Annotated in this window: 23 protein-coding genes; 7 read left to right on the top strand and 16 right to left on the bottom strand. The window is 68.8% G+C overall.

The window, feature by feature from the left end; all coding sequences use genetic code 11:
* Positions 1 to 115: 115 nt before the first annotated feature.
* The 3 genes from sigJ to OG819_RS47125 all read right to left on the bottom strand — a co-directional run bounded on the left by sigJ (position 116) and on the right by OG819_RS47125 (position 3,104).
* A complete protein-coding gene (gene sigJ / locus OG819_RS47135; RefSeq protein ID WP_266655889.1) occupies positions 116 to 1,006 on the bottom strand; it encodes an RNA polymerase sigma factor SigJ in 891 nt (296 codons plus the stop codon).
* Positions 1,007 to 1,123: 117 nt separating this feature from the next.
* Positions 1,124 to 2,431 carry an MFS transporter gene (locus OG819_RS47130; protein ID WP_266655887.1) on the bottom strand — a complete coding sequence of 436 codons (1,308 nt, stop codon included), beginning with the start codon at positions 2,429 to 2,431 and terminating at the stop codon, positions 1,124 to 1,126.
* A 34-nt stretch (positions 2,432 to 2,465) separates the two neighbouring features.
* A complete protein-coding gene (locus tag OG819_RS47125) occupies positions 2,466 to 3,104 on the bottom strand; it encodes an HD domain-containing protein (RefSeq protein WP_266655885.1) in 639 nt (212 codons plus the stop codon).
* Between the two features lie 137 nt (positions 3,105 to 3,241).
* On the opposite strand from OG819_RS47125, the gene OG819_RS47120 reads away from it, so the two are divergent.
* Positions 3,242 to 4,222: a GlxA family transcriptional regulator gene (locus tag OG819_RS47120; RefSeq protein WP_266655883.1), complete on the top strand. Its 981-nt coding sequence runs from the start codon at positions 3,242 to 3,244 to the stop codon at positions 4,220 to 4,222.
* A 419-nt stretch (positions 4,223 to 4,641) separates the two neighbouring features.
* Here OG819_RS47120 and OG819_RS47115 read toward each other — a convergent pair whose 3' ends face one another.
* Positions 4,642 to 5,880, bottom strand: coding sequence for a PP2C family protein-serine/threonine phosphatase (locus OG819_RS47115; protein WP_266655881.1), 1,239 nt, complete (start codon positions 5,878 to 5,880; stop codon positions 4,642 to 4,644).
* Between the two features lie 1,274 nt (positions 5,881 to 7,154).
* Here OG819_RS47115 and OG819_RS47110 point away from each other — a divergent pair.
* From OG819_RS47110 to OG819_RS47100, 3 genes are all read left to right on the top strand, one after another.
* On the top strand, positions 7,155 to 7,490 hold the full coding sequence (locus OG819_RS47110) for a MerR family transcriptional regulator (RefSeq protein WP_266655879.1): 336 nt from the start codon (positions 7,155 to 7,157) through the stop codon (positions 7,488 to 7,490).
* Between the two features lie 275 nt (positions 7,491 to 7,765).
* A complete protein-coding gene (locus OG819_RS47105) occupies positions 7,766 to 8,149 on the top strand; it encodes a hypothetical protein (RefSeq protein WP_266655877.1) in 384 nt (127 codons plus the stop codon).
* 402 nt (positions 8,150 to 8,551) lie between these two features.
* Positions 8,552 to 9,574, top strand: coding sequence for a glycosyltransferase family 2 protein (locus tag OG819_RS47100; protein WP_266655875.1), 1,023 nt, complete (start codon positions 8,552 to 8,554; stop codon positions 9,572 to 9,574).
* A 296-nt stretch (positions 9,575 to 9,870) separates the two neighbouring features.
* On the opposite strand, the gene OG819_RS47095 is transcribed toward OG819_RS47100, so the two are convergent.
* The 12 genes from OG819_RS47095 to OG819_RS47040 form a co-directional block, all read right to left on the bottom strand.
* Entirely contained in the window at positions 9,871 to 10,350 is a 480-nt protein-coding gene (locus OG819_RS47095) for a MarR family winged helix-turn-helix transcriptional regulator (protein WP_266637076.1), read from the bottom strand.
* Positions 10,351 to 10,361: 11 nt separating this feature from the next.
* Positions 10,362 to 11,423, bottom strand: a complete 1,062-nt coding sequence (locus OG819_RS47090) for an alkene reductase (RefSeq protein ID WP_099918060.1) — start codon at positions 11,421 to 11,423, stop codon at positions 10,362 to 10,364.
* 79 nt (positions 11,424 to 11,502) lie between these two features.
* On the bottom strand, positions 11,503 to 12,408 hold the full coding sequence (locus OG819_RS47085) for an NADP-dependent oxidoreductase (RefSeq protein WP_266655873.1): 906 nt from the start codon (positions 12,406 to 12,408) through the stop codon (positions 11,503 to 11,505).
* Between the two features lie 229 nt (positions 12,409 to 12,637).
* Positions 12,638 to 12,841 (bottom strand): hypothetical protein, encoded by a 204-nt coding sequence (locus OG819_RS47080; RefSeq protein WP_266655871.1) that lies wholly within the window; start codon positions 12,839 to 12,841, stop codon positions 12,638 to 12,640.
* A gap of 129 nt (positions 12,842 to 12,970) precedes the next feature.
* A complete protein-coding gene (locus OG819_RS47075) occupies positions 12,971 to 13,708 on the bottom strand; it encodes an NADPH-dependent F420 reductase (RefSeq protein ID WP_143600143.1) in 738 nt (245 codons plus the stop codon).
* Between the two features lie 105 nt (positions 13,709 to 13,813).
* Positions 13,814 to 14,407, bottom strand: coding sequence for a TetR/AcrR family transcriptional regulator (locus OG819_RS47070; protein ID WP_266655869.1), 594 nt, complete (start codon positions 14,405 to 14,407; stop codon positions 13,814 to 13,816).
* 247 nt (positions 14,408 to 14,654) lie between these two features.
* A complete protein-coding gene (locus tag OG819_RS47065; protein ID WP_266655867.1) occupies positions 14,655 to 15,494 on the bottom strand; it encodes a helix-turn-helix transcriptional regulator in 840 nt (279 codons plus the stop codon).
* A gap of 525 nt (positions 15,495 to 16,019) precedes the next feature.
* Positions 16,020 to 16,769: an SDR family NAD(P)-dependent oxidoreductase gene (locus OG819_RS47060; protein WP_266655865.1), complete on the bottom strand. Its 750-nt coding sequence runs from the start codon at positions 16,767 to 16,769 to the stop codon at positions 16,020 to 16,022.
* Positions 16,770 to 16,857: 88 nt separating this feature from the next.
* Positions 16,858 to 17,097, bottom strand: a complete 240-nt coding sequence (locus OG819_RS47055) for a hypothetical protein (RefSeq protein WP_266656559.1) — start codon at positions 17,095 to 17,097, stop codon at positions 16,858 to 16,860.
* The gene (locus OG819_RS47050) at positions 17,081 to 17,335 is read right to left on the bottom strand and encodes a hypothetical protein (RefSeq protein WP_266655863.1); all 255 of its coding nucleotides are present in this window, start codon (positions 17,333 to 17,335) and stop codon (positions 17,081 to 17,083) included. Before OG819_RS47050 ends, OG819_RS47055 begins: the two co-directional genes overlap by 17 nt.
* A gap of 200 nt (positions 17,336 to 17,535) precedes the next feature.
* Positions 17,536 to 17,673: a hypothetical protein gene (locus tag OG819_RS47045; protein ID WP_266655862.1), complete on the bottom strand. Its 138-nt coding sequence runs from the start codon at positions 17,671 to 17,673 to the stop codon at positions 17,536 to 17,538.
* A 19-nt stretch (positions 17,674 to 17,692) separates the two neighbouring features.
* Positions 17,693 to 18,919, bottom strand: a complete 1,227-nt coding sequence (locus OG819_RS47040; RefSeq protein ID WP_323139444.1) for a serine/threonine-protein kinase — start codon at positions 18,917 to 18,919, stop codon at positions 17,693 to 17,695.
* Positions 18,920 to 19,765: 846 nt separating this feature from the next.
* Here OG819_RS47040 and OG819_RS47035 point away from each other — a divergent pair.
* The 3 genes from OG819_RS47035 to OG819_RS47025 all read left to right on the top strand — a co-directional run bounded on the left by OG819_RS47035 (position 19,766) and on the right by OG819_RS47025 (position 21,466).
* Positions 19,766 to 20,119, top strand: a complete 354-nt coding sequence (locus OG819_RS47035) for a hypothetical protein (protein ID WP_266655858.1) — start codon at positions 19,766 to 19,768, stop codon at positions 20,117 to 20,119.
* A gap of 98 nt (positions 20,120 to 20,217) precedes the next feature.
* Complete coding sequence (locus tag OG819_RS47030) at positions 20,218 to 20,442, top strand: hypothetical protein (RefSeq protein WP_266655856.1); 225 nt, start codon at positions 20,218 to 20,220, stop codon at positions 20,440 to 20,442.
* Between the two features lie 196 nt (positions 20,443 to 20,638).
* Complete coding sequence (locus OG819_RS47025) at positions 20,639 to 21,466, top strand: hypothetical protein (protein WP_266655854.1); 828 nt, start codon at positions 20,639 to 20,641, stop codon at positions 21,464 to 21,466.
* Positions 21,467 to 21,534 lie beyond the last annotated feature (68 nt).

Below are 21,534 nucleotides of genomic sequence, written 5' to 3'. Positions count from 1 at the left end.
TGCAGGTGGATGTATGCCGTTCTGCATGATCGATCTCACCTGCTCGCGCGGATTCCTTCGTCGCCCTTTTGCGTTCTCATCAGGGAGACGAGGGAGGCCCTCCGGGTGTGACAGCTCAGACGCGCACGAGTTTGTCGGGATTGAGGACCCTGCGGTATGCGGTGATCAGACCGTCTGTGATCTGGACCGTGTCGACGGAGTAGACCCGGCTTTCCCGGTGGAACACGAGGGCGAGCTCGCCGCCGACCTCAGCGAAGTCGATGCGGTCCGGGTGCCACTGGCGCCCCGTACGCACCATGACCTCGGCGACGCGCTCGCCGCCGTGGATGAGCTTGCGTGCCGCGGAGACCTTGCCGCCGCCGTCGGTGACGTAGACGGCATCCGGGTGTAGGAGCCTGACCAGGCCGGCCAGGTCCCCGGCCTCGTAGGCGGCGCGGAAGACCGTGAGGACGCGTTCGCGTTCCGCCTTCGACGCCTGCGGCGTGGACTGCTTCGCTTTGGCCACCCGCCGTCGTGCCCGCGAGGCGAGTTGCCGGGCAGCCGGCACGGAGATGTCCAGCACTTCGGCGATCTTGCCGAACTCAAGACCGAAGACATCGTGCAGGACGAAGGCCACCCGCTCCGGCGGGCTCAGCTCTTCCATGATCAGGAGCATCGCCGAACTGACGGACTCGTCGACGAGTACCGGCTGCGACGCGTCCGGCCCTGTCAGCAGCGGCTCCGGCAGCCACGGCCCGACATAGGTCTCCCGGCGGAAACGGGCACTCTTGAGAATGTCGTACGTCCGTCGCGCGGCCACCGTCACCAGCCAGGCCCGCAGATCACCGATGTCCTGCAGATCCGCTCCGGCCGCCCGCAGCCACACGTCCTGGGTGACATCCTCGGCATCGGCCACACTCCCCAGCAGCCGGTAGGCCACACCGAAGACCGCGGGCCGGTGCCTCTCCCATTCGGCTCCGAGCGGGTCCTCCTGCTCAGACCGTCCGGGCCCGTGCCCGTCACCCATACAGATCGCAACCTCCTCCAGCTTGCGGATCCAGCGTAGCTATTTCGACTCAGGATCTTCCAAGACAGCTCCGCGGAAGCGAGCCAGCCCGCTCTGACAGGCAGCCGTAAGTCGTGATCAAGCTCCTTTGGAGATGGTGTCGGCGTAGGGCGTGCGGCGCGCTCGGCAGCGGGTCCGTTCGCCGTGAGGTCCGCTTTCGCAGCCCGTGCGTATCGGATCGCCGGTGGGCCTGTGAGCGCGTGATCGTCCAGCGTGGAGGGCCGCACCAACTGACAGCGCTCCGACGAAGCTGACGTACAGGTAGCTTGTGGTCTCCAGTCCCCATGAGGGCGCTGCGAGCCCGGCCGCGAGGGCCGGAAGACTGAACGCCGCGTAGCTGATCACGTAGACGGCCGAGAAGACCTCCGACCGCGACTTCGCGGGGGTGACCGCGCTGATGGCGCGGAGGTTGCCGTTGAACGTCAGGCCGACGCCCAGCCCTGCGACGACCGATCCGCCCATGTATATGGCGGGCGACGCAACAGCGATGGCCACCGCCAGTCCGGACGCACCCAGAGTCAGGAGAACCGCCCCCAGCAAGGTGGCGAGCCGAGCCGTGTGCCGAACGGACCACAACCCGCCCACGCTGTTGGCCAGGAACAGCGCCGCGATGCTGAGCCCGCCCGCAGCGCCGGATCGCACATGAAGGACATTGCTCACCAGGGACGGAGTGAGGGCGAGGAACAGGCCCGTGACGGACCACCCCGCGACGAGGGCGGGAACGGAGGCGAGGAACTCCGGCCGGGCTTCCCGAGGAACCCGGACTCTGGGTCGCAACGACGCCAGTCCCACCGCTCGCGGGGCGAGTGTCTCAGGGATCGTGAGGATGACCGCGGCCAGAACGACGAAGGTCAGCGTAAGTACGGGGAAGACATATGCATCGGGGCGTGAGGTCGACTGAACCAGCAGCCCCACCGCTCCTGCACCGGTGGCCATGCCGATACTCGTGCTCACCACTGTCATCGTGGGCCCCAGATGCGGACGTCTCTTGGGTGAGAGCTCGACCAGTCCGGCGGCAAGAGCGCCCGTGGCCGTCCCCGTGGCGATGCCCTGCACCACCCGGGCGATCACGAGGGAGACGACACCGTCGGCCGTCCAAAAGATCGCCGTGCTGGCCGCCGCCACCAAAAGGGCGGAGACCAGCAGCGGGCGGCGACCCAGGTGGTCGCTCAGCGATCCGACCGTCAGCAACGCGCCGAGCAGACCCACGACATACACGGCGAAGATCACTGTCAGCATCGTGACCGACAGGCCCCAACGCTCCTGGTACAGCGGGTAGATCGGTGACGGTGCGCTTGCCGTGGCCATCATCACCACATTGGCGCAGGCCAGCACGGCGAAGGCCGCACCTCGCCCGAGAGGACGCCCCTCGCGAGGGCCACTCACACGTTTCATCACGTTGCCTTTTACGGCGCCTTGATCAGCTCGGCCAGGGAGCGCCCATGATGCGCTCGACCGTGGTTGTGCGCTGGAAGCCGGGAATGAAATGCTCCAGCACATCCGAATTCACGGTTCCGTTCGTGGTCTCCGGGCGGTGCTTGAGTCCCTCGACGAAGGCCTGCAAAAACTCGTTCTTGAAGTCACCCCGCGGATGGACGGCAGTGATCTCGTCCACCTGGCTGCGATCCAGCTCATCCAGGCCCAGGCCGAGCACGTCGGTCAGAACCCCCAGATTCGTGATGGCGATCTCCGGGCCCATCCGCCCGGGAATTCCCGGCGTCGTGTGCAGCGCGATCGCCGTCCACACCACGTCGGCGGCCGTGGCCGGGAAACCGCGGTCGAGCATGAACTTGCGTGCGTGGTCGGCTCCATCGACCTCGAAGCGCTGCTCAACGTCGGAAAACGGCGTCAAGAGGCCGGTGTCGTGAAACATGGCGCACAGGTAGAGAAGCTCCGGGTCGGGCTCCAGGCCGAGCCTGTGAGCATGCATGGCGCCGAAGACGAAAACGCGCCGGGAGTGGTGGTAGATGAGGGGGCTGGTCATCTCCTGCATGAGGCGGGTGGCCTCGGCGACCGCCGCCGTTTCAGGAATCTCTACCCCCGCGATGATCTCGCTCATGACCTCTGCGCCTTCCGATATCGGTGTGTTACGAATGGACGGTGCGTCCGTCTTCCACACTGCCAACCACCCGGCGTCCGGCGCCCCCTCGGTCCGGCCATGAGTCACCCGAATCCGGACAGGCGGGCAGCGGGGGTGTGGGCTCCGCCACGCATCGGGTCGCGATCCTCGTCTATGACGGGGTCAAACTCCTGGACATGGCCGGCCCCGCGGAGGTGTTCGCGGAAGCGAACCGGCTCGGTGCCGACTACAAGATCGTGCTGGTGTCACCGACCGGTGCCGATGTCACCTCGTCCATCGGGATCCGGATCGCGGTCGACGCCGCCGCTACCACGGAGCCTGCTCCCGACACGTTCCTGGTGGCCGGCGCAGACCTCTACCCGCGCACACCTGTCCCCCGTGATCTGATCGAGGCCACGCGAACGCTGGCGGGCCGGGCCGACCGGGTCGCGTCCATCTGTACCGGAGCATTCATCCTCGGCGCCGCGGGCCTCCTGGACGGCAAGCGTGCGACCACGCACTGGAAGGTCGCGCACGAGCTCGCCGCCCGCTGCCGGGCCAGCCGCGTCGAACCCGACGCGATCTACGTCCGTGACGGCACCACCTACACCTCGGCGGGCGTGACCGCCGGCATCGACCTGGCACTGGCACTCGTCGAGGAGGATCACGGCCCTGATCTAACCCGCGACGTCGCCCGCGCCCTGGTGGTCTATTTGCAGCGTTCGGGCGGCCAGTCACAGTTCTCCGCCCCACTGCAGGGCCCGCCGCCCCGATCTCCGGCCCTCCGCAGAATCACCGACTTGATCACGGCGAATCCCGGTGGAAACCACTCACTCGGCGAACTCGCCAAGCACCTCAATGTGAGCCCTCGGCATCTCACGCGACTCTTTCACGACGAACTTTCCACCACACCGGCCCGGTACGTGGAGATGATCCGGTTCGACATGGCAAAAGCTCTACTCGACCAAGGGCATACCGCAACGCAGACGGCATCCCTTGCCGGATTCCCGAATTACGAGAGTATGCGGAGAGTTTTCGCAAGGAAATTGTCGATCAGCCCCGCCGCCTATCAGCGCCGCTTCAGCACAGCACGCCGAGCCAACGCGGAGCAGCAGTAAGGCGAAGTTATCACTGCACGGACGCCGATGCGTTACAGGCGGTTGCGCTGCCTGGGTGCGATTTTGTTCCACACGACGGGTTCGGTCCACTGCATAGGAGACACAGGCCGACTTGAGGGACGGGACAGGCAGGCGTCAGCCCGACGCCGACCAGCTCTCCCGACGTCAAGGACACGCCCGCGATCGGAGGCTGCCCCCAGAACTCACCGGCGATCCGCTCCAAGCGCGCTCACACCCCCCGTACACACGGGCTCCGCGCACTACATCGCCATCTCCCTGGCCGTTTACTGACCGTACGTTCTGGCTCGCGCCGCTCGCCGCATGGCCGCCGGGGTATCGCGCCATTCGCGCAAGCCGTCCGCCCCGCCGCTTTGCCCGCCCGAGGGCCGCCGAAGCGGGGTATCGGGGCAGTCCTCGAGTCATTGCCCGGGAGTGGCCCGTTGCGTCCGCGAGGGGGCGGAGGCGTCGGTGAGGTCGGCGCCGGTGTCGGCGTCCCGTCGGGAGTGGCCGACGCCGTGCCAGTCCAGGCACATGACGGTCGCGTCGTCCTGCAGGTGACCGTGGTTGGCGTCAAGGACCGCCGTGATGAGGGTGCGGGCGGCCTCACGGGGATGCAGCGCGCGGGTGCGGACGATCAGGTCCGACAGATCAAGACTGTGGGCGTTGCGCTCCAGCATGCCGTCGGTCAGCATCACCAGCCGGTCACCTGGCCGCAGGTCCAGGGACTGGACCCGGTAGCCGTGAGGGGCATGGAAGCCGAACGGCGCGTCGATCTTCGGAGTGATCTCCCGCACCTGTCCGTCGCGCATCAGCAGCGGCCAGGGGTGCCCGGCGTTGATGAACTCGGTTGTGCCGTCGATCAGGCTGATACGCAGGACCTGGCCGGTGACGAAGCCGTGGCGGCCGTGCTCGCGCACGGCCTGGTCGGCCTGGCGGCCTTGTTCGGCGAGGTCGGCACCGGCCCGCCGTGCCCGGCGCAGAGCGCCCACCAGGAGCGTGGCCAGCAGCGCGGCGTCGACATCGTGCCCCATGGCGTCGGTGACGGAGAGCTGGACCGTGTCCCGGTCGACCACGTAGTCGAAGGTGTCGCCCCCGACGTGGTCGGCCGGCTCCAGCGCCCCGGCCACCGCGAACTGCGCCGCCTCACACGCCAGCGACACCGGGAGCAGCCGGTGCTGGATCTCCGCGGCCAGGCTCAGCGGGACGGTACGGCGGCCCCACTGGTACACGTCGGTGAAGGACCGGTTCGCGATGACAATGTAGGCCAGGGCGTGCGCGGTCTCGCCGACTTCCCGCATCACCTCCGCGTCCGGCGCTACGGGCAGGAACAGTTCCAGGAGCCCGATGGCGTCCCCGCGGTTGGTCACCGGGGCGACGATCCGCACCAGCGTGCCCTCCCCTTTGTCCTCCACGCTCGGCCGCTGGGTGCGGATCACGTCGTCGTACAGGGTGCCCCGCAGCATGATGCGCCGGGCGGGTTCATCGGTCTCGATGCTGCCCGCCGCACCCATCCGTACGACTGAGCTGCCGGTGAAGTCGGTGATCAGGAACGACACCGACGCGGCCCCGAGGTGTTCCTTGAGCATGCGCGCGACCACGTCGAGCGACTCCACGGGCGCCGCGGCCTCCGCCGTCGCCAGCGTCCCCGCCAAGGTCATCGCCCTGCGCCCGCCGCTCCCGTGCTCGGGAGGACGATTGGTCGGCCCACCCTCCCCATCAGGCCCGCATACGGTCACGGTGTCTCCTCGCTCCTCGCTCCTCGCTCCTCGCTGGCGCTCAGGGCTCCGTCCCGGGTGGGTGAGGAGTCGGCGCCAAGCCCGGGGCCAAACAGTGCCATTGCACCACAGAGCCCCTGAACGGTCGCCTGGGCTCGCCCCGGACCCGGCGGTCCGTACGCCCTCCGCCGTTGCGGCACCCCACCACGTCACCCGCAGCCCGCAGCAAGGTCCTCATCGACCAGCAGATGAACGGGTGGGTGTGGCGTTGACGCTCATTGTGTGGTCACCCTGGCCTTTGGATCCACATGCCCGCTCCTCTGACCGCCGCACAGGCCCCGGCTGCCACCCGTCAACCCTCACAGTGACAGGCGCTGGCCTCCGTCCACGTTCGAGGCCGATTACCTCACCGTCGAACACGCGGAAATCTATGTTGGCCAGAGTAGACATTGGGAGATCGTGTGGTTATGGTTTCTCTCGTAGCCGAGATTGAGCAGGGCCCGGCAGACACGAACTGCCGGGCAGCAGTATGCAGTTGCAGTGCGCAGGACGGTGCGGTGGTGGAGTTCCGGAGCCAGGGTTGTTGCTTGACGGCGACGGGGCTGACGACCGGACCGGGTGGCCCGCAGTGATCAGGGGCCGCCGTGAGCAGGACCGCAGTTAACGCAAGTGCAGTACCGGTAAGTGCAGGTCGCAGTACCAGCAGTGCGGTTGTCAGTGGTTCCTCGGTAAAGGCGTCGGCTGCGGGCGCGCGTGCCGGGAAGTTCGGCAGTGGGGTTCCAAGCCAGAGCAGACGCAGGACGGGCGACGGGGCTGGCTGCCGAAGAGTGGCGCTCACTCAGGTCACCAGCAGTTCGCATCACCAGTAGTACAAAGCAGTACGCAGGACCAGCAGTACGCAGGACCGGCAGTACGCAGGACCGGCAGTACGCAGTCCCCCTTCGGTAAGTGTTGATCAAGAGGGAAGAACGGAGGAGCCCCGCGCCATCAGGATCGCCCGGGCAGAAATGCTGAGCCCGGGTACCGCAGGACATCGATAGTGAGGTGGTCTCCGGTCGAGCAACCGCGATCCCTGCACACGCCCCCACCCCCCGTGGGCGAGTGCGGAAACAGAAGGCCGGCGCAGTACCAGGGCCGGCAGATGGTGTAGCAGTTCCTTCGGGGCCCTGGTGCCATATGGCACCAGGGCCCCTCCAGGCGTTCCACAGAGAGGTGCGATGACAGCAGACGACTCGCTCGACCGGCTCGATGACGACTACCCCGCCTACACGATGGGCCGGGCCGCTGACATGCTCGGCACCACCCAGGGCTTCCTGCGCGCCCTCGGCGAAGCCCGCCTCATCACCCCGCTCCGCTCCGAGGGCGGACACCGCCGCTACTCCCGCTACCAGCTGCGCATCGCCGCCCGCGCCCGGGAACTCGTCGATCAGGGCACCCCCATCGAGGCCGCCTGCCGCATCATCATCCTCGAAGACCAGCTCGAAGAAGCCCAGCGCATCAACGCCGAATACCGCCACGCCGCCGAATCGGCGAACCCAACGGCCGCGGCCTGAAGAGGCTGGGCCCCGTAGGCCTTCCCGCATCTTCTTCGCTGATATTCATCACTTTCTGTGGATTACACATGCACATGGGTAATCCACCCTGGCAGGCCGCGACGGTGGGGAGCCTGCTGTGACCGCACAACTCGCTGTGGGCACCTACCGGTGCCGGGCGGTCCCGGAGGCGGCTGCCGGCACAGACCCTGCTGGCCCCGGCCCTGGCTGCCCACCCGTCCCTGAACGTCTCCACCAAGACGGGGTACTTCACCGCGGCCACCGGCACCGACGCCGTGAACGCCGGCGTCCTCACCGAGGACCAGGCCGGTCACAGCCTCACCCCCGACTACGTGCGCTGGCAGACCAGTCGCAACCGAGCCCAGCTCGGGCGCGACCGGCTGGACCTGACCCTGCTCCACAACCCCGAGCGCACCCACCCCGGCGACCGCCCAGCCCTCCACTGTGCGATCCGGGACGCGTTCGAGGTCCTCGAGGGAGAGCCGGCGGCCGGGCACGTGGCCGCTTACCCCTGCTCGGCGGTGTCCGGATCGCGTAGGGGCCGCACCCCGTATGTCCGCGCACGGCGAGCCGCTCCTCCGGGCATCGACCTGTGTCGAGAACCTGGACTCCGTGCGTGCGCGATGCGTGAGCGGACGGTCCAGCACGCGGCGTCATGAGCGGGATCAAGCCCGCAGCCACGTGGCGCTGATCCTTTCGGCAACGGGCACCACGCGGCAGCGCCAGGCACTACCCGGCAAGGATTCGATCCCACTCCTGAAGCGGGTGTCGCAGGTTCGAATCCTGCCGAGGGCAGGCCGTCGGGATCGGTCGCTGGATCGGCTCCCGTACCGCGCTCACCACCGGTCGGCCCGCAGGGAGGCCGTCAGACGGGCCGGGCCAGGCGGCGCTGCTGCCTCCGCCACCACTGCTGCCGTAGTCACTGCTGCTTCCGCTGGAGTCGCTGTTGCTGTGTGAACATGTGCAGAACTTTGTATGTTGCTGCTGTGGAGGGGGTGCCCGAGGGACTTGTCACGCTGTGAGCTGCCCACCTATGTTCGATCACTGTGCTCGCTTCCCCGATGATCAGTGTCATAGTCGCCGCGCACGACCTTCAGGGTCAGCTGGAGGTCTGCCTGAATTCGATACTGAACCAGTCCTTCCGGGACGTGGAGGTTGTCGCGGTCCTGGACCAGTCTGCTGAATGCCCTGCGGACTTGGTGGATGACTATGCTCAGCGCGATGGGCGGGTCTCGGTCGTGCGACTGACGGGCGTCGTCGGCATCGGCCGGATACGCAACGCGGGGGCGGAGCGCGCCGCCGGTGACTACCTGCTGTTCCTGGACAGCGATCACATCATCGGGGGTGAAACACTTCAGGCGATGGGCGATGAGCTGCAATCGGCAGACGAGCCGGATGTTCTTCTCTTCGGGCACACTCGCCTCCATCGCGGCCGCGCCTGGCCCGGTGCCGCCGTCGGCCTGCTTGCCCGGCAGGGACGTGAGCCCTTCGCCTCGATCGACCAGCCAGAGTTGTTCGGTGCTCCCGCCTACTCCTGGGACCGTTTGGTCCGCCGCGACTTGTGGATCCGGCAGGAACTCGCGTTCCCTGACGGTCTCCACGAGGAGGTCACAGTCGTCCATCGCGCCATGCTCGCCGCCGACCGGGTCGCTGTCCTGAAATGGAACTGCGTCCAGATCCGTCGTCGGCACACTCAACACCCCGCAGGCTCACCGGACGGCACCCACTTCGACGTCTTCGGCCGGTACGAAGAGAGCTTCGACTTGCTCAAGGAGCGCGACGCGCTGGACGTTGTGGCTCCGTTTCTCTTCACTCGTATGATTCGTCATTACCTCTTCCTTCTCAATCTCGAGGGATGTCTCTCCCGCTCCGAGCGCCCGCAGTTCTTCGAACGCGCCAGCGAGCACTACCGGCGGTTCCTCCCTGACGGCTACGAGCACCCCGAAGGCCGGGAGGGTGTCAAGTTCCAACTCGTGGCGAGCGGGAGATACAGTGCGCTGAAGGCCGCCAGTCTCCCTCAGCAGGCGCGGAGTTTCGTCTCCCGAAGCGCTGCCGTCCGCGGACGGCAGCCCCAGGCCGGGTGACTTCGACCGTTACTGCCGCCGACACAGCGGCGTGCGTGTACCGCACGCTGCACCAAGACGGACAAGAAGTACGTGCAACGGCTCCTGGAGTTCAAGGGCAGGCGGATGACGTGATGCACCGACAGATTCGCACCATCCGTGGCGTCATCACCAAGCACGACCTCCCCAACTCGGGGTACGTCAACGCCCTGTTGCGAGAGTGCATTGACCGGCTTCAGTGAGGCCGACACTCGCCATCATCGGCTTAGTACTGCAACGGTCTATGTCGTGACTGTTGGCCAGTGAGGCGAGGGGAGTTACTCGGACTCTTCCCGCGGAAGAGCACGGCTGTTGATCGCGTCGGCGATGGCATAGGCGATACGGACGAAGGACTCTGCCTGCTGCGCCGACAGGTTCAGCGCGGAGGTCTCCTCCAGGGCCCGCCACATGGCTGCCAGGGGCTCGCGCATGGCACGGCCCTTCTCGGTGAGGTGGACGACCATGACCCGCCGGTCGTGTTCGGCCGGCTCGCGGATGAGCAGGCCGGCGTCCTGCATGCGGCGCAGGGACTTGGAGACGGTGGAGTGGTCCAGGCCGACGCTTTCGAGCAGCTCGGACTGGGTCTGGCCGTCCCGGTCCAGGAGGTGCATCAGCAGCAGTTCCTGTCCGGGATGCAGGTCCATCTCCCGGAGCATGGCAGCGGCGCGGGCGCGGTGAGCGCGGGCGAGCTGGAAGATCGCGTAGCTCATCGGCCCCTCGCTGGCCGTGCTGGGGGTGTGGGGTGTGGGGGCGGGCATGGTTCGGTTCCTCAGACGGTGTGGGTGGGGTAGTCGGTGTAGCCGGCCACTCCGCCGCCGTAGAAGGTCGCCGGGTCGGGGGTGTTCAGCGGCGCGTCAGAGCGTAGCCGCTCGACCAGGTCCGGGTTGGCGAGCGCGAGGGCGCCGACGGAGACAAGGTCGGCCGTGCCGTGGTCGATGTCCTTGGCGCGGGTGGGCAGGTCGGTGCCGGCCCGGTTGAGGATCAGCGTGGTCGGCCACAGCGCGCGCAGGGTGCCCAGCAGCTCCTCGTCGCCCGCGTGCATCACGTGGAGGTAGGCGAGGCCGAGCGGGCTGAGGGCGCGCAGGAGTGCCGGATACAGGTCGGCGGTGTCGGACTCGGCGATGTCGTTGTAGGGGTTGCCGGGGGAGATGCGCAGGCCGGTGCGGTCGGCGCCGATCTCGTCGGCCACGGCAGCGGCGATCTCGACGGCGAAGCGGATTCGGTTGTCGAGGGAGCCGCCGTAGCGGTCGGTGCGCTGGTTGGTGTTGTCGGACAGGAACTGGTGTACCAGGTAGCCGTTGGCGGCGTGGATCTCCACACCGTCGGCGCCTGCCGCGACGGCAGCCGCTGCGGCGCGGCGGAAGTCGTCGACGGTCGCGGCGACCTCCTGCGTCGACAGCGCACGGGGTGTCGGCATCTCCTGGGGTCCGGACGCGGTGAACATCTGGCCCTGCGGCCGGATCGCCGAAGGGGCGACCGGCTGGCGCCCGTGGGGGGTGTTGTCGGGGTGGGCGATGCGTCCGGTGTGCATCAGCTGGATGACGATCCGGCCGTCGGCCGCGTGCACGGCGTCGGTGACCTTGCGCCACCCGGCGATCTGCTCGTCATTGTGGATGCCGGGGGTGAGGAGGTAGCCCTGGCCGTCGGTGGAGGGCTGGGTTCCCTCGGTGATGATGAGCGCGTGCGAGGCCCGCTGGGCGTAGTACTCGGCGTTCAGCTCGGTCGGTACGCCTTCAGGTGTGGAGCGGTCACGGGTCATGGGGGCCATGACCAGGCGGTGCGGCAGGGAGATGCCACCGACGGTGGTCGGTGTCCACAGAGCGTTCAGCATGAATGGTCCTTCGGTGCGGTGATGAACAGGTGGTGATCGGTAAAGCGGGAGGGCGTGGCGGAAGGAGAGGCGGGCGTGATCAGTCGAGGGTGAGGACGAGCTTGCCCCGCACATGCCCGGCGTCGCTGACCTGCTGGGCCGTGGCGGCCTGGTCGAGCGGGTAGGCAGTGACGGTGGTGACGACCTTGCCGGTCGCGGCATCCTGCGCCAGGGCGGCCAGACGGGCGGCCGAGCGTTCCTGGCCACCGCTGGCGAAGGTGATGCCGAGCTGGTGCGCGCGGAAGTCGGCGATGGTGACGATGCGCTCGGTGCCGCCGCGCAGGGCGATGGAGTCCTCCAGGGCTCCCTTCCCGGCCAGGTCGAACACCGCGTCCACGCCGTCGGGGGCGAGCGCCCGGACCCGCTCGACCAGGCCCTCGCCGTACACGGTCGCGGTGGCGCCGAGCGAGGCGAGGTAGTCCTGGTTGGCGGGGCCGGCGGTGCCGATGACACGCGCTCCGCGGGCCGTGGCGAGCTGGACCGCCAGGGTTCCGACCGCTCCGGCCGCGCCGTGCATCAGCACGGTCTCCCCGGCCTTGACTCCGAGCAGGTTCAGGACCCGCTCGGCCGTCTCGCCCGCCACCGGCAGCGCGACCGCGTGCTGCCAGTCGAGGCCGGCGGGCTTGCGGGCGACGATGGTGGCCAGCGCGTACTGGGCGTACGAGCCGGTGTCCGACCAGCCCAGCACCTCGTCACCCACCTGCACGTCCCGCACGCCCACCCCCAGGGCGTCCACCACGCCGGCGAGCTCGTGACCGGGGACGGAGGGAAGCGGCGTGGGGAACACGGCCTCCAGGGCCCCCGAGCGGATCTTGCCGTCCAGCGCGTTCAGCCCGGCCGCCTTGACGCGGACGCGGATCTGCCCGGGGCCGGGCTGCGGGACCTCGATGTCCGCCTCGCGCAGCACTTCCGTGCCTCCGAAACGGTCGAACAGGATGGCTTTCATGACGACTCCTCTCATGCCCCCACCCATTTAGGTGGCTGGACACATAACCAACGTAACAGCAAACATGTGGCTAGCCAAGTATTTGCTGTCGCTCGGGCCACGCAAGATCGGTCGTGGTCGCGTCGGTCTCCCTGGGGCGGAGGTCGAAGCGGGAGGCGCCCCGCCGGAGCGCGCCTTCCTCAGCCAAGGGCTGCCTCGGCCGGAAGCCGGACGACCGGGCTGGCCAGACCTAGCGGTCCGCGGCCCCCTTCTGGTGCAGGGCCCGGGTCAGCTCAAGGATGGCCGCCCGGGCAGCCTCCAGCTCCGCGTCCCTCTCCTCCAGCCGCGCCAACAGCTCGGTGTTCGCCTGTTCCAGGCGGGAGCCCTGGCGCTGAAGCTCTTCCTGGTCGGCGGGGGCACCGAGGCCCGACTCCCGCCACGCCTGCTCGCCCATCAGCTCGGCCAGCCGACGCTCCAGGCGCTGGGTCTGGATGACGAGCCGGGTGTTGCGGGCGTGTGCGTTGGCGGCGTACCAGCGCTGCCGCCTCGTGCCGATGCGTGCACGAGAGCCGCCTCGGGTGACTCAGCGGTGGGCGGCGCGGTTCATCTCGACGACGTCGTCGACGGTGGGGTTGGCCGGGAGGGCGGCGAAGCGTTCCGGGAGGCTGTCGCGGATGGCCGCGTCCTTGACGCGGTCGGCCGCGGCCAGGGCCGTCGGCAGCTCGTCGAGGGTCAGCTCGGTGCAGTAGGCGGGGCCGTTGGGCTGCTGGCGCCAGGAGTCGGCCAGTGTGCCGGCGTCGTAGGGGTCGAAGCCGGTGTCGTCCACCAGGCTCATGGCCACCTTCCGCGCCTCCTCGGAGTCTCCGGCGACGGGGATGGCGAGGCGGCCGGGTGTTCCGGCCGGAACACCCTTGGTCCGCTGGGTTTCGGCCAGCGCGGCGTTCCACGCCTTGACCACGGGGCGGCCGAGCAGCTCGGCGGTGTACACGCTCTCCACCTGGCCGTTGTCCACCGCCTCGATCGGCTCGCTGAGCATGCCGGGGTAGTAGTTCGAGGTGTCGATGACCACCGTCTCGTCGGGCACCGACGCGAACAGGTCCGCCAGCTGGCCCGCCACCCCGAACGGGATCGACAGGACGATGACGTCCCGGCCCTGGACGGCGTCGGCGAGGTCCGCCGCGCGGGCCCCGGACTCCAGCACCTCGGCCCGGACAGCCTCGGGGCCGCGGGCGTCGGCCACCTGGACGTCGTGACCGGCCGTGCTGAGCTTGGCAGCGAGGTTCCCGCCGATGGCGCCGGCGCCTATGACAGTAATTTTCATGATTTGTTCCTTCGGAGGTTGTGCTGCCCCTGAGGGCAGCGCGATGTGATGGCCGTGTGGTGGTGCCACCTGGTCTTGCGGGCGTCGGGGCGGGGTGTTTGGCGTTTACGCCTGGGTGTCCCTCTGGCGGTAGCCGCTCGCGATGAGCGTGCGGAGCCGGTCCAGCGGCTCCTCCTCGGTACCGGTGCCCTTGATCCAGGCAATGGAACAGGCCGCGAGGAAGAGGTCGTGCCCCCGCACCGACGCGCGCACGCACCCCGCGAGCTGCGCGGCTCGCACGTACTGATCGGTGGCGGCGATGAGGATGTCGCAGGGAATGGTGAGCGGGTTGTCCGGCTCCTGTGCCCGGGCCGCGGCCATGAGCGGGTCCGGCAGCCCGCTGAAGGCGCTGAAGTACTCCTCCATCGCGCGCAGCCACTGTTCCAGCGCCTCGGCCGGGTCGCCGAGCTGCTCGATGTCCGCCTGGCGGGCCACCAGTTCCTCGGAGCGCGTCTGCAGCACAGCCGCCAGCAGCGCCTCCCGGGTGGGGAAGTGCCGGTACAGGGTGCCGGGCCCGACGCCCGCCTCCCTGGCCACCGCCTCAAGGGAGGTGCCGACCCCGTGCTGCAGGAAGTGACGCTGCGCGGTCTCCAGGAGGGCAACGCGGTTGCGCTGGACGTCCGCTCGGGGCTTGCGTCCCCGCAGTTCACCGGCGCTCATGCGCCCTCCTGCCTGCCGTGATCCTGCGGCCGCATCAAAACGGATGCTGCCTCCGTATTCATTCGAGAGTAAAACGGAGGTAGCATCCGGTCAAACCGGCGGCCCGACCACGGAGCCCGGACAGCGCAGGGGACCGACATGTCTGGCCATAGAGCGCAGGTCAAAAGCCGTACGGGCTGCACCATTCCAGGGTGCCCTTGTCCGGCCCTCCCGCGCCGAGCCTGGCCCCGTCCCCCGGTCCAGGACGTCAGGGGGTGAGCTGCTGGTGTCCGATGACGGAGAGCAGTTCGAGTTTGCTGTCGCTCTCCGTGCCGGGGCGAGTGGTCAGCACTACCAGAGTCTGGGCGCGGTTCTCGGTGAACAGGACCTGGCCGTCGACATCGATGCGGCCGAGTTCAGGATGGAGGATGGTCTTGCAGTCGTCGTAGCGTTGAGCGACCTCCTGAAGTTCCCACATGCGGACGAACTCGGGGCTGTGTTCCTGGAGTTCGGCGAGGATCAGAGCGGCTCGGGGGGTGTCGCTGCCGGACGTCAGCGCGGCCCGCAGGCGCGCTGCCTGAGCACGGCCGTGGCGTTCGTGGGTCTCCTCGGGATATACCAGACGCTCGGCTGGATCCATGAACCAGCGGTAGTAGCCGCTGCGGGCGAGACCGGTGTGGCGGGTCTGGTCGCCGAGCAGCGCGACGGCCAAGGGGTTCATCGCGAGGGTGTCGAGCAGGTCGGTCTGCACCAGGGCCGGGGAGTCGTCCAGGCGGTCCAGGACCCGCATCAGCGTCGGGCTGACATGTTCGGAGCGCTGGAAGCGGGCCGGGGCGTTGTGGCCGATGAGGACGAAGAGATGGTCGCGTTCGTCCAGGGTCAGCCGCAACGCCCGGGCGAGAGCCGTGGTGATCTGGACGGAGGGCTGCGGAGCACGCTGCTGTTCCAGCCGGGCGTAGTAGTCGGTGGACATGGCGGCGAGCTGCGCGACTTCCTCGCGGCGCAGTCCCTGCGTACGCCTGCGCGGCCCCTCGACCAGCCCGACGTCGCGGGGGCGCAACGTCTCACGCCGGTGGCGCAGGAATTCCGCCAGTTCCTTCTTGTCCATGCCGTCCATCCTCGCCGCATCCCGCCCGGCTATCCAGAGACCGCCGATCCATGGCTGAGCACTCCTCTCCCACCCGCGTGAAGCCGCTCATGGGGCCGACGCCGAGGGCGCTCGCAGCCAGACGACCCGATGATCACTCGACCTGCATGACCCGCTGGGAAATTCGCCGACCGTCGGCGGTGTGCCGCAGGCCGACGGCCTGGAAGACGGCCTGCGGCGACGGTCCCCCGTCGACGACGTCCAACGCTTTGGACCGGCCCCGGGCCTCGTCGCCCGGCCCGGCCTACACGACGATGTCCGCCGTGTCAGACGGGCGCTCGTGTGCCCCTCGGCACTCAGGACGGAGTCGGTCGCCTCCAGTGCGACGAGCGAGATGCAGCCGAAGACGCTTCCTTACCGTTCCGCGTCCTCGGTGAGGACCACCCCGAGGCGGTCCAGCTCGCGTTCTAGCTCGCGTTCGCCCATGAGGCGACCCCACAGGGTCCGCCCGCGTGCTGTTGTTCCGCGTCGGTCATTACAGGTCGGTCAGCTGCCGCTGATCATGGCGAGGACGTTGTCGTAAGAGCCGGTGGCCTCCGCGTCGCGGATGAACCTGGCGCGCTCGACGACCAGCTCCCTCGCGTCGGGCTTCTCGCGCAGCAGGTCGAGGGTCTCGGTGAGGAAGTCGTCCAACGGCATGGCATGGTCGTCGTCCTGCTGGCCCAGCAGGGTCGTGCGCACGCCCGGCGGGACCACCTCGATCACCTGGACGCCGGCGTCAGCACCGGCGAGTTGGAGGCGCAGGCTCTCGGAGAAGGAGTGCAGCGCGGCCTTGGTCGCGCTGTAGGTCGGGGTGCTCGGGAACGGTACGAACGCCAGCGCGGAGGTGACGTTCAGGACGACCGCGTCGTCCTTGCCCGCGAGCAGGGGCAGGAAGGCGTACGTCATCCGGATCGTGCCGAGCAGGTTGACCGTGACGTGATCCTCGGCGGCCGGGAGTCCGGCGGGGTCGAGGAGGTTCTCCCGCAGCATGATGCCGGCGTTGTTGACCAGGACGTTCAGCCCCGGGTGGCTCGCTGCCACGGTCTCGCGGGCTCGGGCGATCGAGTCGGGGTCCGCGACATCGAGGACGAGCGCGTCGATGCCCGGGTGCTCGGCCGTGATCTCGTCGAGGAGTTCCTTGCGCCGGCCGGCGACGATCACCTTGTTGCCGGCCTCGTGCAGGCGCAGGGCCAGGCCGAGGCCGATGCCCGAGGTGCCGCCGGTGATCAGGATCGTGTTGCCGGTCATCTTCATGGGGGTCTCGCTCCTTCGTTGCGGTGGGGCGGTGAGCGCCCGCGGCCTCGACCGTAGGGGCGCCCGCGCAGGGGCGGGAGAGGAAGGTTTATCCATGGATCGGCGGTCTCTGCCTGGTGAAGTGGCCCCGCCCAGCGGATCCGGTGTCGTGGGCGGTGGAGGTGGCGGCGATGGTGACGTTGATGCCGAGGCGGTCGGCGTCGGATGAGATGACGTCGAGGGCGGTGACCGAGCCGCCCAGCGCCTCCATCGTGGCTGTCAGCTGAAAGACCGCGTTGCCTGCCGCGGGACTTCGAGCCGGATAAGGGTCCTCACCTGTCTGGTGCACGGCGGCCTGGAGGATGCCGCCGGTGGGCGACGTATATGCCGTCGAGGGGTGAGCGCTCTCGACGGGCACGGCTACTTGTCGGCGCCGGCGCGACGGTGAGATCGAGCACCGCCGAATCCGGTTCGATCATCTGCACGCGCGGCGTGATGTTCTCGAGCAGGCGGCGCAGCCGCTCGGGAAGGTCGGGGTCGTGGCCGGCCGGGAAGTCGAAGCGGAGGTGCAGAATGTGTCGGCCCATGGCGATTGGTCCTCGGGACTGGTGAGATCGCATGGTGAGGCGCCGATGTGGAGTCACCCAAATTTGGGTGACTCCACAAAGCTGAGAGGCGACCGCCCCGAACCACGGTCGGGCGCCGCTTTGTGCGTCAGGACTCGTGGAGCAGCATGCGGATCAGTCGTCGCGGCGACGTCGCCGCACAACATGGTTCCTGCAGGGCTTCAGGAGGCTTCGGCGTGCGGTGGTGCGGCGACCGGGGAGCGGGAGCGGGTGCACCTGATCGCGACCCTCGACGGCTCCACGGGTGTGCAGCCCGCCACCCGGTAGCCGCACCGCCTGCGTGCGCTGTGGGTCTGCATGCCCGCATAGTGCCGGGGTTCAGCCGTCGGAATGCCGTCCTTTGTCTTTTCCGTCGCCGTGCTTGCCTGACCGTTTGTCGCTCTCTTTGCCACCGTGCTCCTGGGCAGGCGGCGTGGTGGCGGACTGAGTGGCGGACGGTGGCGTGGGGGCCGGGGTCTGGCGCGCGGGTGTTGATGTGACGGTGGTGGGGGAGGTGGGTGACGCAGGCGCGTTGTCGCCGGAGTTCAGCGATGCTCCGAGGGCTGCGGCCCCGGCGAACAGCGCGAGGCCGACGCCGCAGACAACGGCTCTGGATGCCAGTTTGCGGCGTCCCCGGGGGCGGGAGTGTGCGCCGGTGCGGGACTCACCAGTGGGTGGGGCCGGGGGTGGTGGAATCGTCGGGGTGGGCGTGAGGGTGGTGCCGTCGGGCTCGGCCGGTCGCGGCGTGCCGTGCTGCGCGGAGAGCCAGTCGGCCGCCTGCTCGGCGGTGGGCCGGTGGGCCGGGTCCTTCGCGAGCAGGTGCAGCACGTAGTCGGAGAGCGGCTGCGGTATGTCGGGGCGCAGTCGGTCGGGCGGCGCTGGTGTGGCACCGACGTGCTGCTGGACTACGGCCAGCGAGGTGGCTCCGCTGAACGGAGGCCGTCCGGTGAGCAGTTCGTACAGCACGCAGCCGAGGGAGTAGACGTCGGAGGCGGGCTGCGCGGGACGGCCCAGAGCCCGTTCGGGCGCGAGGTAGTCGGCGGTGCCGAGGATCTTGCCGGTGGCGGTCAAGGTGCTGGCGGCATCCTCGGCAAAGCGCGCGATACCGAAGTCGGCGATCTTCACCGTGCGGTCGGCGGTCAGCATCACGTTGGCGGGCTTGATGTCTCTGTGGATCACTCCCTGCTGGTGTGCCGCTGAGAGGCCGGCGGCCGCCTGGGCCGTGATGGCTGCCGCCTCCGCCGGGGCCAGGGCGCCGCGCAGGGAGCGTTCCTGGGCCAGACTCCAGCCGTCGACGAGTTCCATGACCAGGTAGAGCTGGTCATGGTGCGAGCCGAAGTCGTACATGCCCACGACGTTGGGGTGGTTGAGCCGGGCCGCGGTCTGGCCCTCCAGGCGGAATCGCTCGGCGTCCGCTGCCTCTTCGGCACGCAGCAGTTTGACCGCCACGGGGCGCCCGAGGACCTGGTCGGACGCCCGCCACACCTCGCCCATCGCGCCGCGCCCCAACGGCTCCTGCAACTGATAGCGGTCCGCCAGCAGACCCTGCACACCCACCCCGATCATCACGATGCTCGTACACCCCCCTCAGACCCGATTATCGCGGGTTGTGATCATTCGGGCCGCGAGTGCCCGGGCCAGTGCGCACACCCTCTCGGACCGGACGCCTCGCGAGGGGCACGCACGGGGCAGGCAGACGACGGGGGACTCGCCTGCCTGCCCCTCATTGCGCGACCACCCACTCGAAAAAGGGGGCGAGCGGGCACCACGGGACCCCTGGGCCATGGGTCCACCCCCTACAGCGCACTGGAGCGCCGGGCTGTCACACCGTGAGGCACCCAACGTCATACCGCTCTCGACGCATCGGCCCCGGCGTAGGCCCGCAGCAAACGCGCGCCGTGAAGTCCAGGGTCGGACAGTGAGGTTGCGGAGCTGTGTGAGCAGGGGCAGACCCGGTCACGGGGGGAAACCGAGCCTGCCCCTGCATATCGGCGCCTGCATACCTCCCCCCGGAGGATGGGCGCCATGACCCCACCCGGGGGTCACTTCCAAGAGCGCGCCGCACCTCAGGAGTGTCACGGGTGGACGGAGACGGCCGCGAGACCGACACCCTTATGAAGGCGCGCACTTGTTGCCATCATTACTTGGTCACGAATTCCACACATGCCGGGCCCCGGGCCGTGATGGCACCTCCGGTCAGCCTTCTACATTCCATCCGGAAAAGTGCCCTGTCGCCTGAACATTTCGCCAAGTGCCTGAGTAGGCAGCCATATTTGGGTCATCGCGGGCGCCGGTGTAACACGGCAGCGCACACGGAACGCAGAAGCAGACAGAAGCGGGGCGACGACCCGGGCTGAATTTCGACCCCGGGAGCGAGCGCGCCGACATGGCACTACGTCGATCGGATTTCCTGTGAGCAACATCGACCCGGTTCCCGGATACCAGACGTACAACCAGCCCCCGGGCCCGGACCGCTCCGCGCGCAACCAGGCCGCCGCACGGCGCACGGCCCTCACCGTCAGTGCGATCGCCGACATCGCCGCAGGTCTGCTCGGCCTGTGGATCCTGTTGTTCCTGCTCGACGCGAACCAGGCGAATGTGTTCGTCGAATTCGTGCGGGGAACGGCCGACTGGCTGGCCTGGTGGTCGCAGGACATTTTCACGATGGACACAGAGGGTCTACGCGTTGTCCTCAATTACGGTCTCCCGGCTGTCATGTATTTGCTGATCGGCCATGGGATCGCCGCCCGGCTCAACAGAGCCTGACAGCGGACCGGCCTTTATCGATCGCCACAAACCGCTGCCGCCAGCGCCTTCCCCGCCGACGAAAATGCAGGGACGTGCGGGCAGCCGAAGGGTAAACCGTGATAAGCACCTCCACTGAAAACGATCACCTGCCGATCTATGAGGACCTGGTACGCGAACGTGGTGACGCCGTCGCCGAAGCTCAGCTGGCGGCCGATCACACGCAGCATCAGGCAGCGGAACTACTGACCGGACGGGATGCGGCCCGGCAAGCCCATCGCCGGGACGACAACACCACCGCCGCGGCGGGTGGTCAGCCGCAGTGGGGCGGATCGCTGCCGTAGGTGACTCGGCGCGGATACGTCCGTCTGTCCCGTCCGCACCCAAAGAATCCCCGCAGGAGCATCACACAGGCTGCACACAGCCTTTCGAAAGCCTCGTTAGCGTGGCTGGCTGCTCGATCCCGTGCGCGAATGTGACCAGGCCGTGGCCCAGGCGGGCCGACGGCGCAGTCGAACCAGGAAGACCGGAAAACCGCAGATGGATTACTGCTCCTCGTGTCGTCGGCATCTCAACGGCGCCCTGGTGTGTCCCGGGTGCGGCGCGTACGCCCCGGACATCGACCCGCACGCCACCGATGGCCGCAGCGGTCCGGCCCTGGCAATGACGCCCGCCCCAGCGGCCACAACGGCCGACACGTGGCACGACAGACCCCTCGGCAACGACGCAGAGTTCGACGCTGGCACGGACGCTGCCTCGTACGCCCACGCCGCCGAGGCAGAGGAACTGCCGCCCGCCCGGCAGGGGCGGGCGGCACGCCGTCACCAGCTGGCCCGTTGGAAGAAGAACAAGCGCCGGGCAGCGGTCGCGAGCGCCGTCGCGCTCGTCGGAGGCGGCCTGACCATCGCCACGATGGAGCGGCACTCCACCGACCAGGCACAGGCGGCCACAGCCCCGGACGACCGGAGTATGGGCGTCGCGCAAGAGCAGCCGCCTGAGCAGAACCGTCCGGCGTCCACACCAGCCACCGCTGAGCGCCGGTCCTCACACACCCCTTCCCAGCCACAGCCGCAGACGACCAACTCCCCGCGGCAGCAGTCCCTCACGGCCCCGCCCCGCGCTACGCCGCCGATCGCCCGGCCGGACGCCGCCGCGCCTGCCCGTCCAGCCGCGATCCCGACCCGGCAGGCGCAGAGCACCGCCCCGTCCGCCGGCGACACGGCCCCCGACCGCTCCGATACGGCGACGGAGCAGCCGTCGGCGCCCGCGACCTCCGGCGGCACGGACTCGGGCACGTCCCAGACCGGCCCCGCACTGGTATCGACGTCGCCGACGGAGGTCTGCCTGCTCGTGGTGTGCCTCGGCTGACCTATCGGCACACGGCCGTTCCCGGATCGACGAGCAGGACGGGTGGCGCACATGACGAATGGACGCCC

The organism is Streptomyces sp. NBC_01549 (assembly GCF_026339955.1).
Classification (GTDB): domain Bacteria; phylum Actinomycetota; class Actinomycetes; order Streptomycetales; family Streptomycetaceae; genus Streptomyces.
Note: the sequence above shows the minus strand (reverse complement) of the source record. Positions and strands in the feature narration are given on the sequence as shown.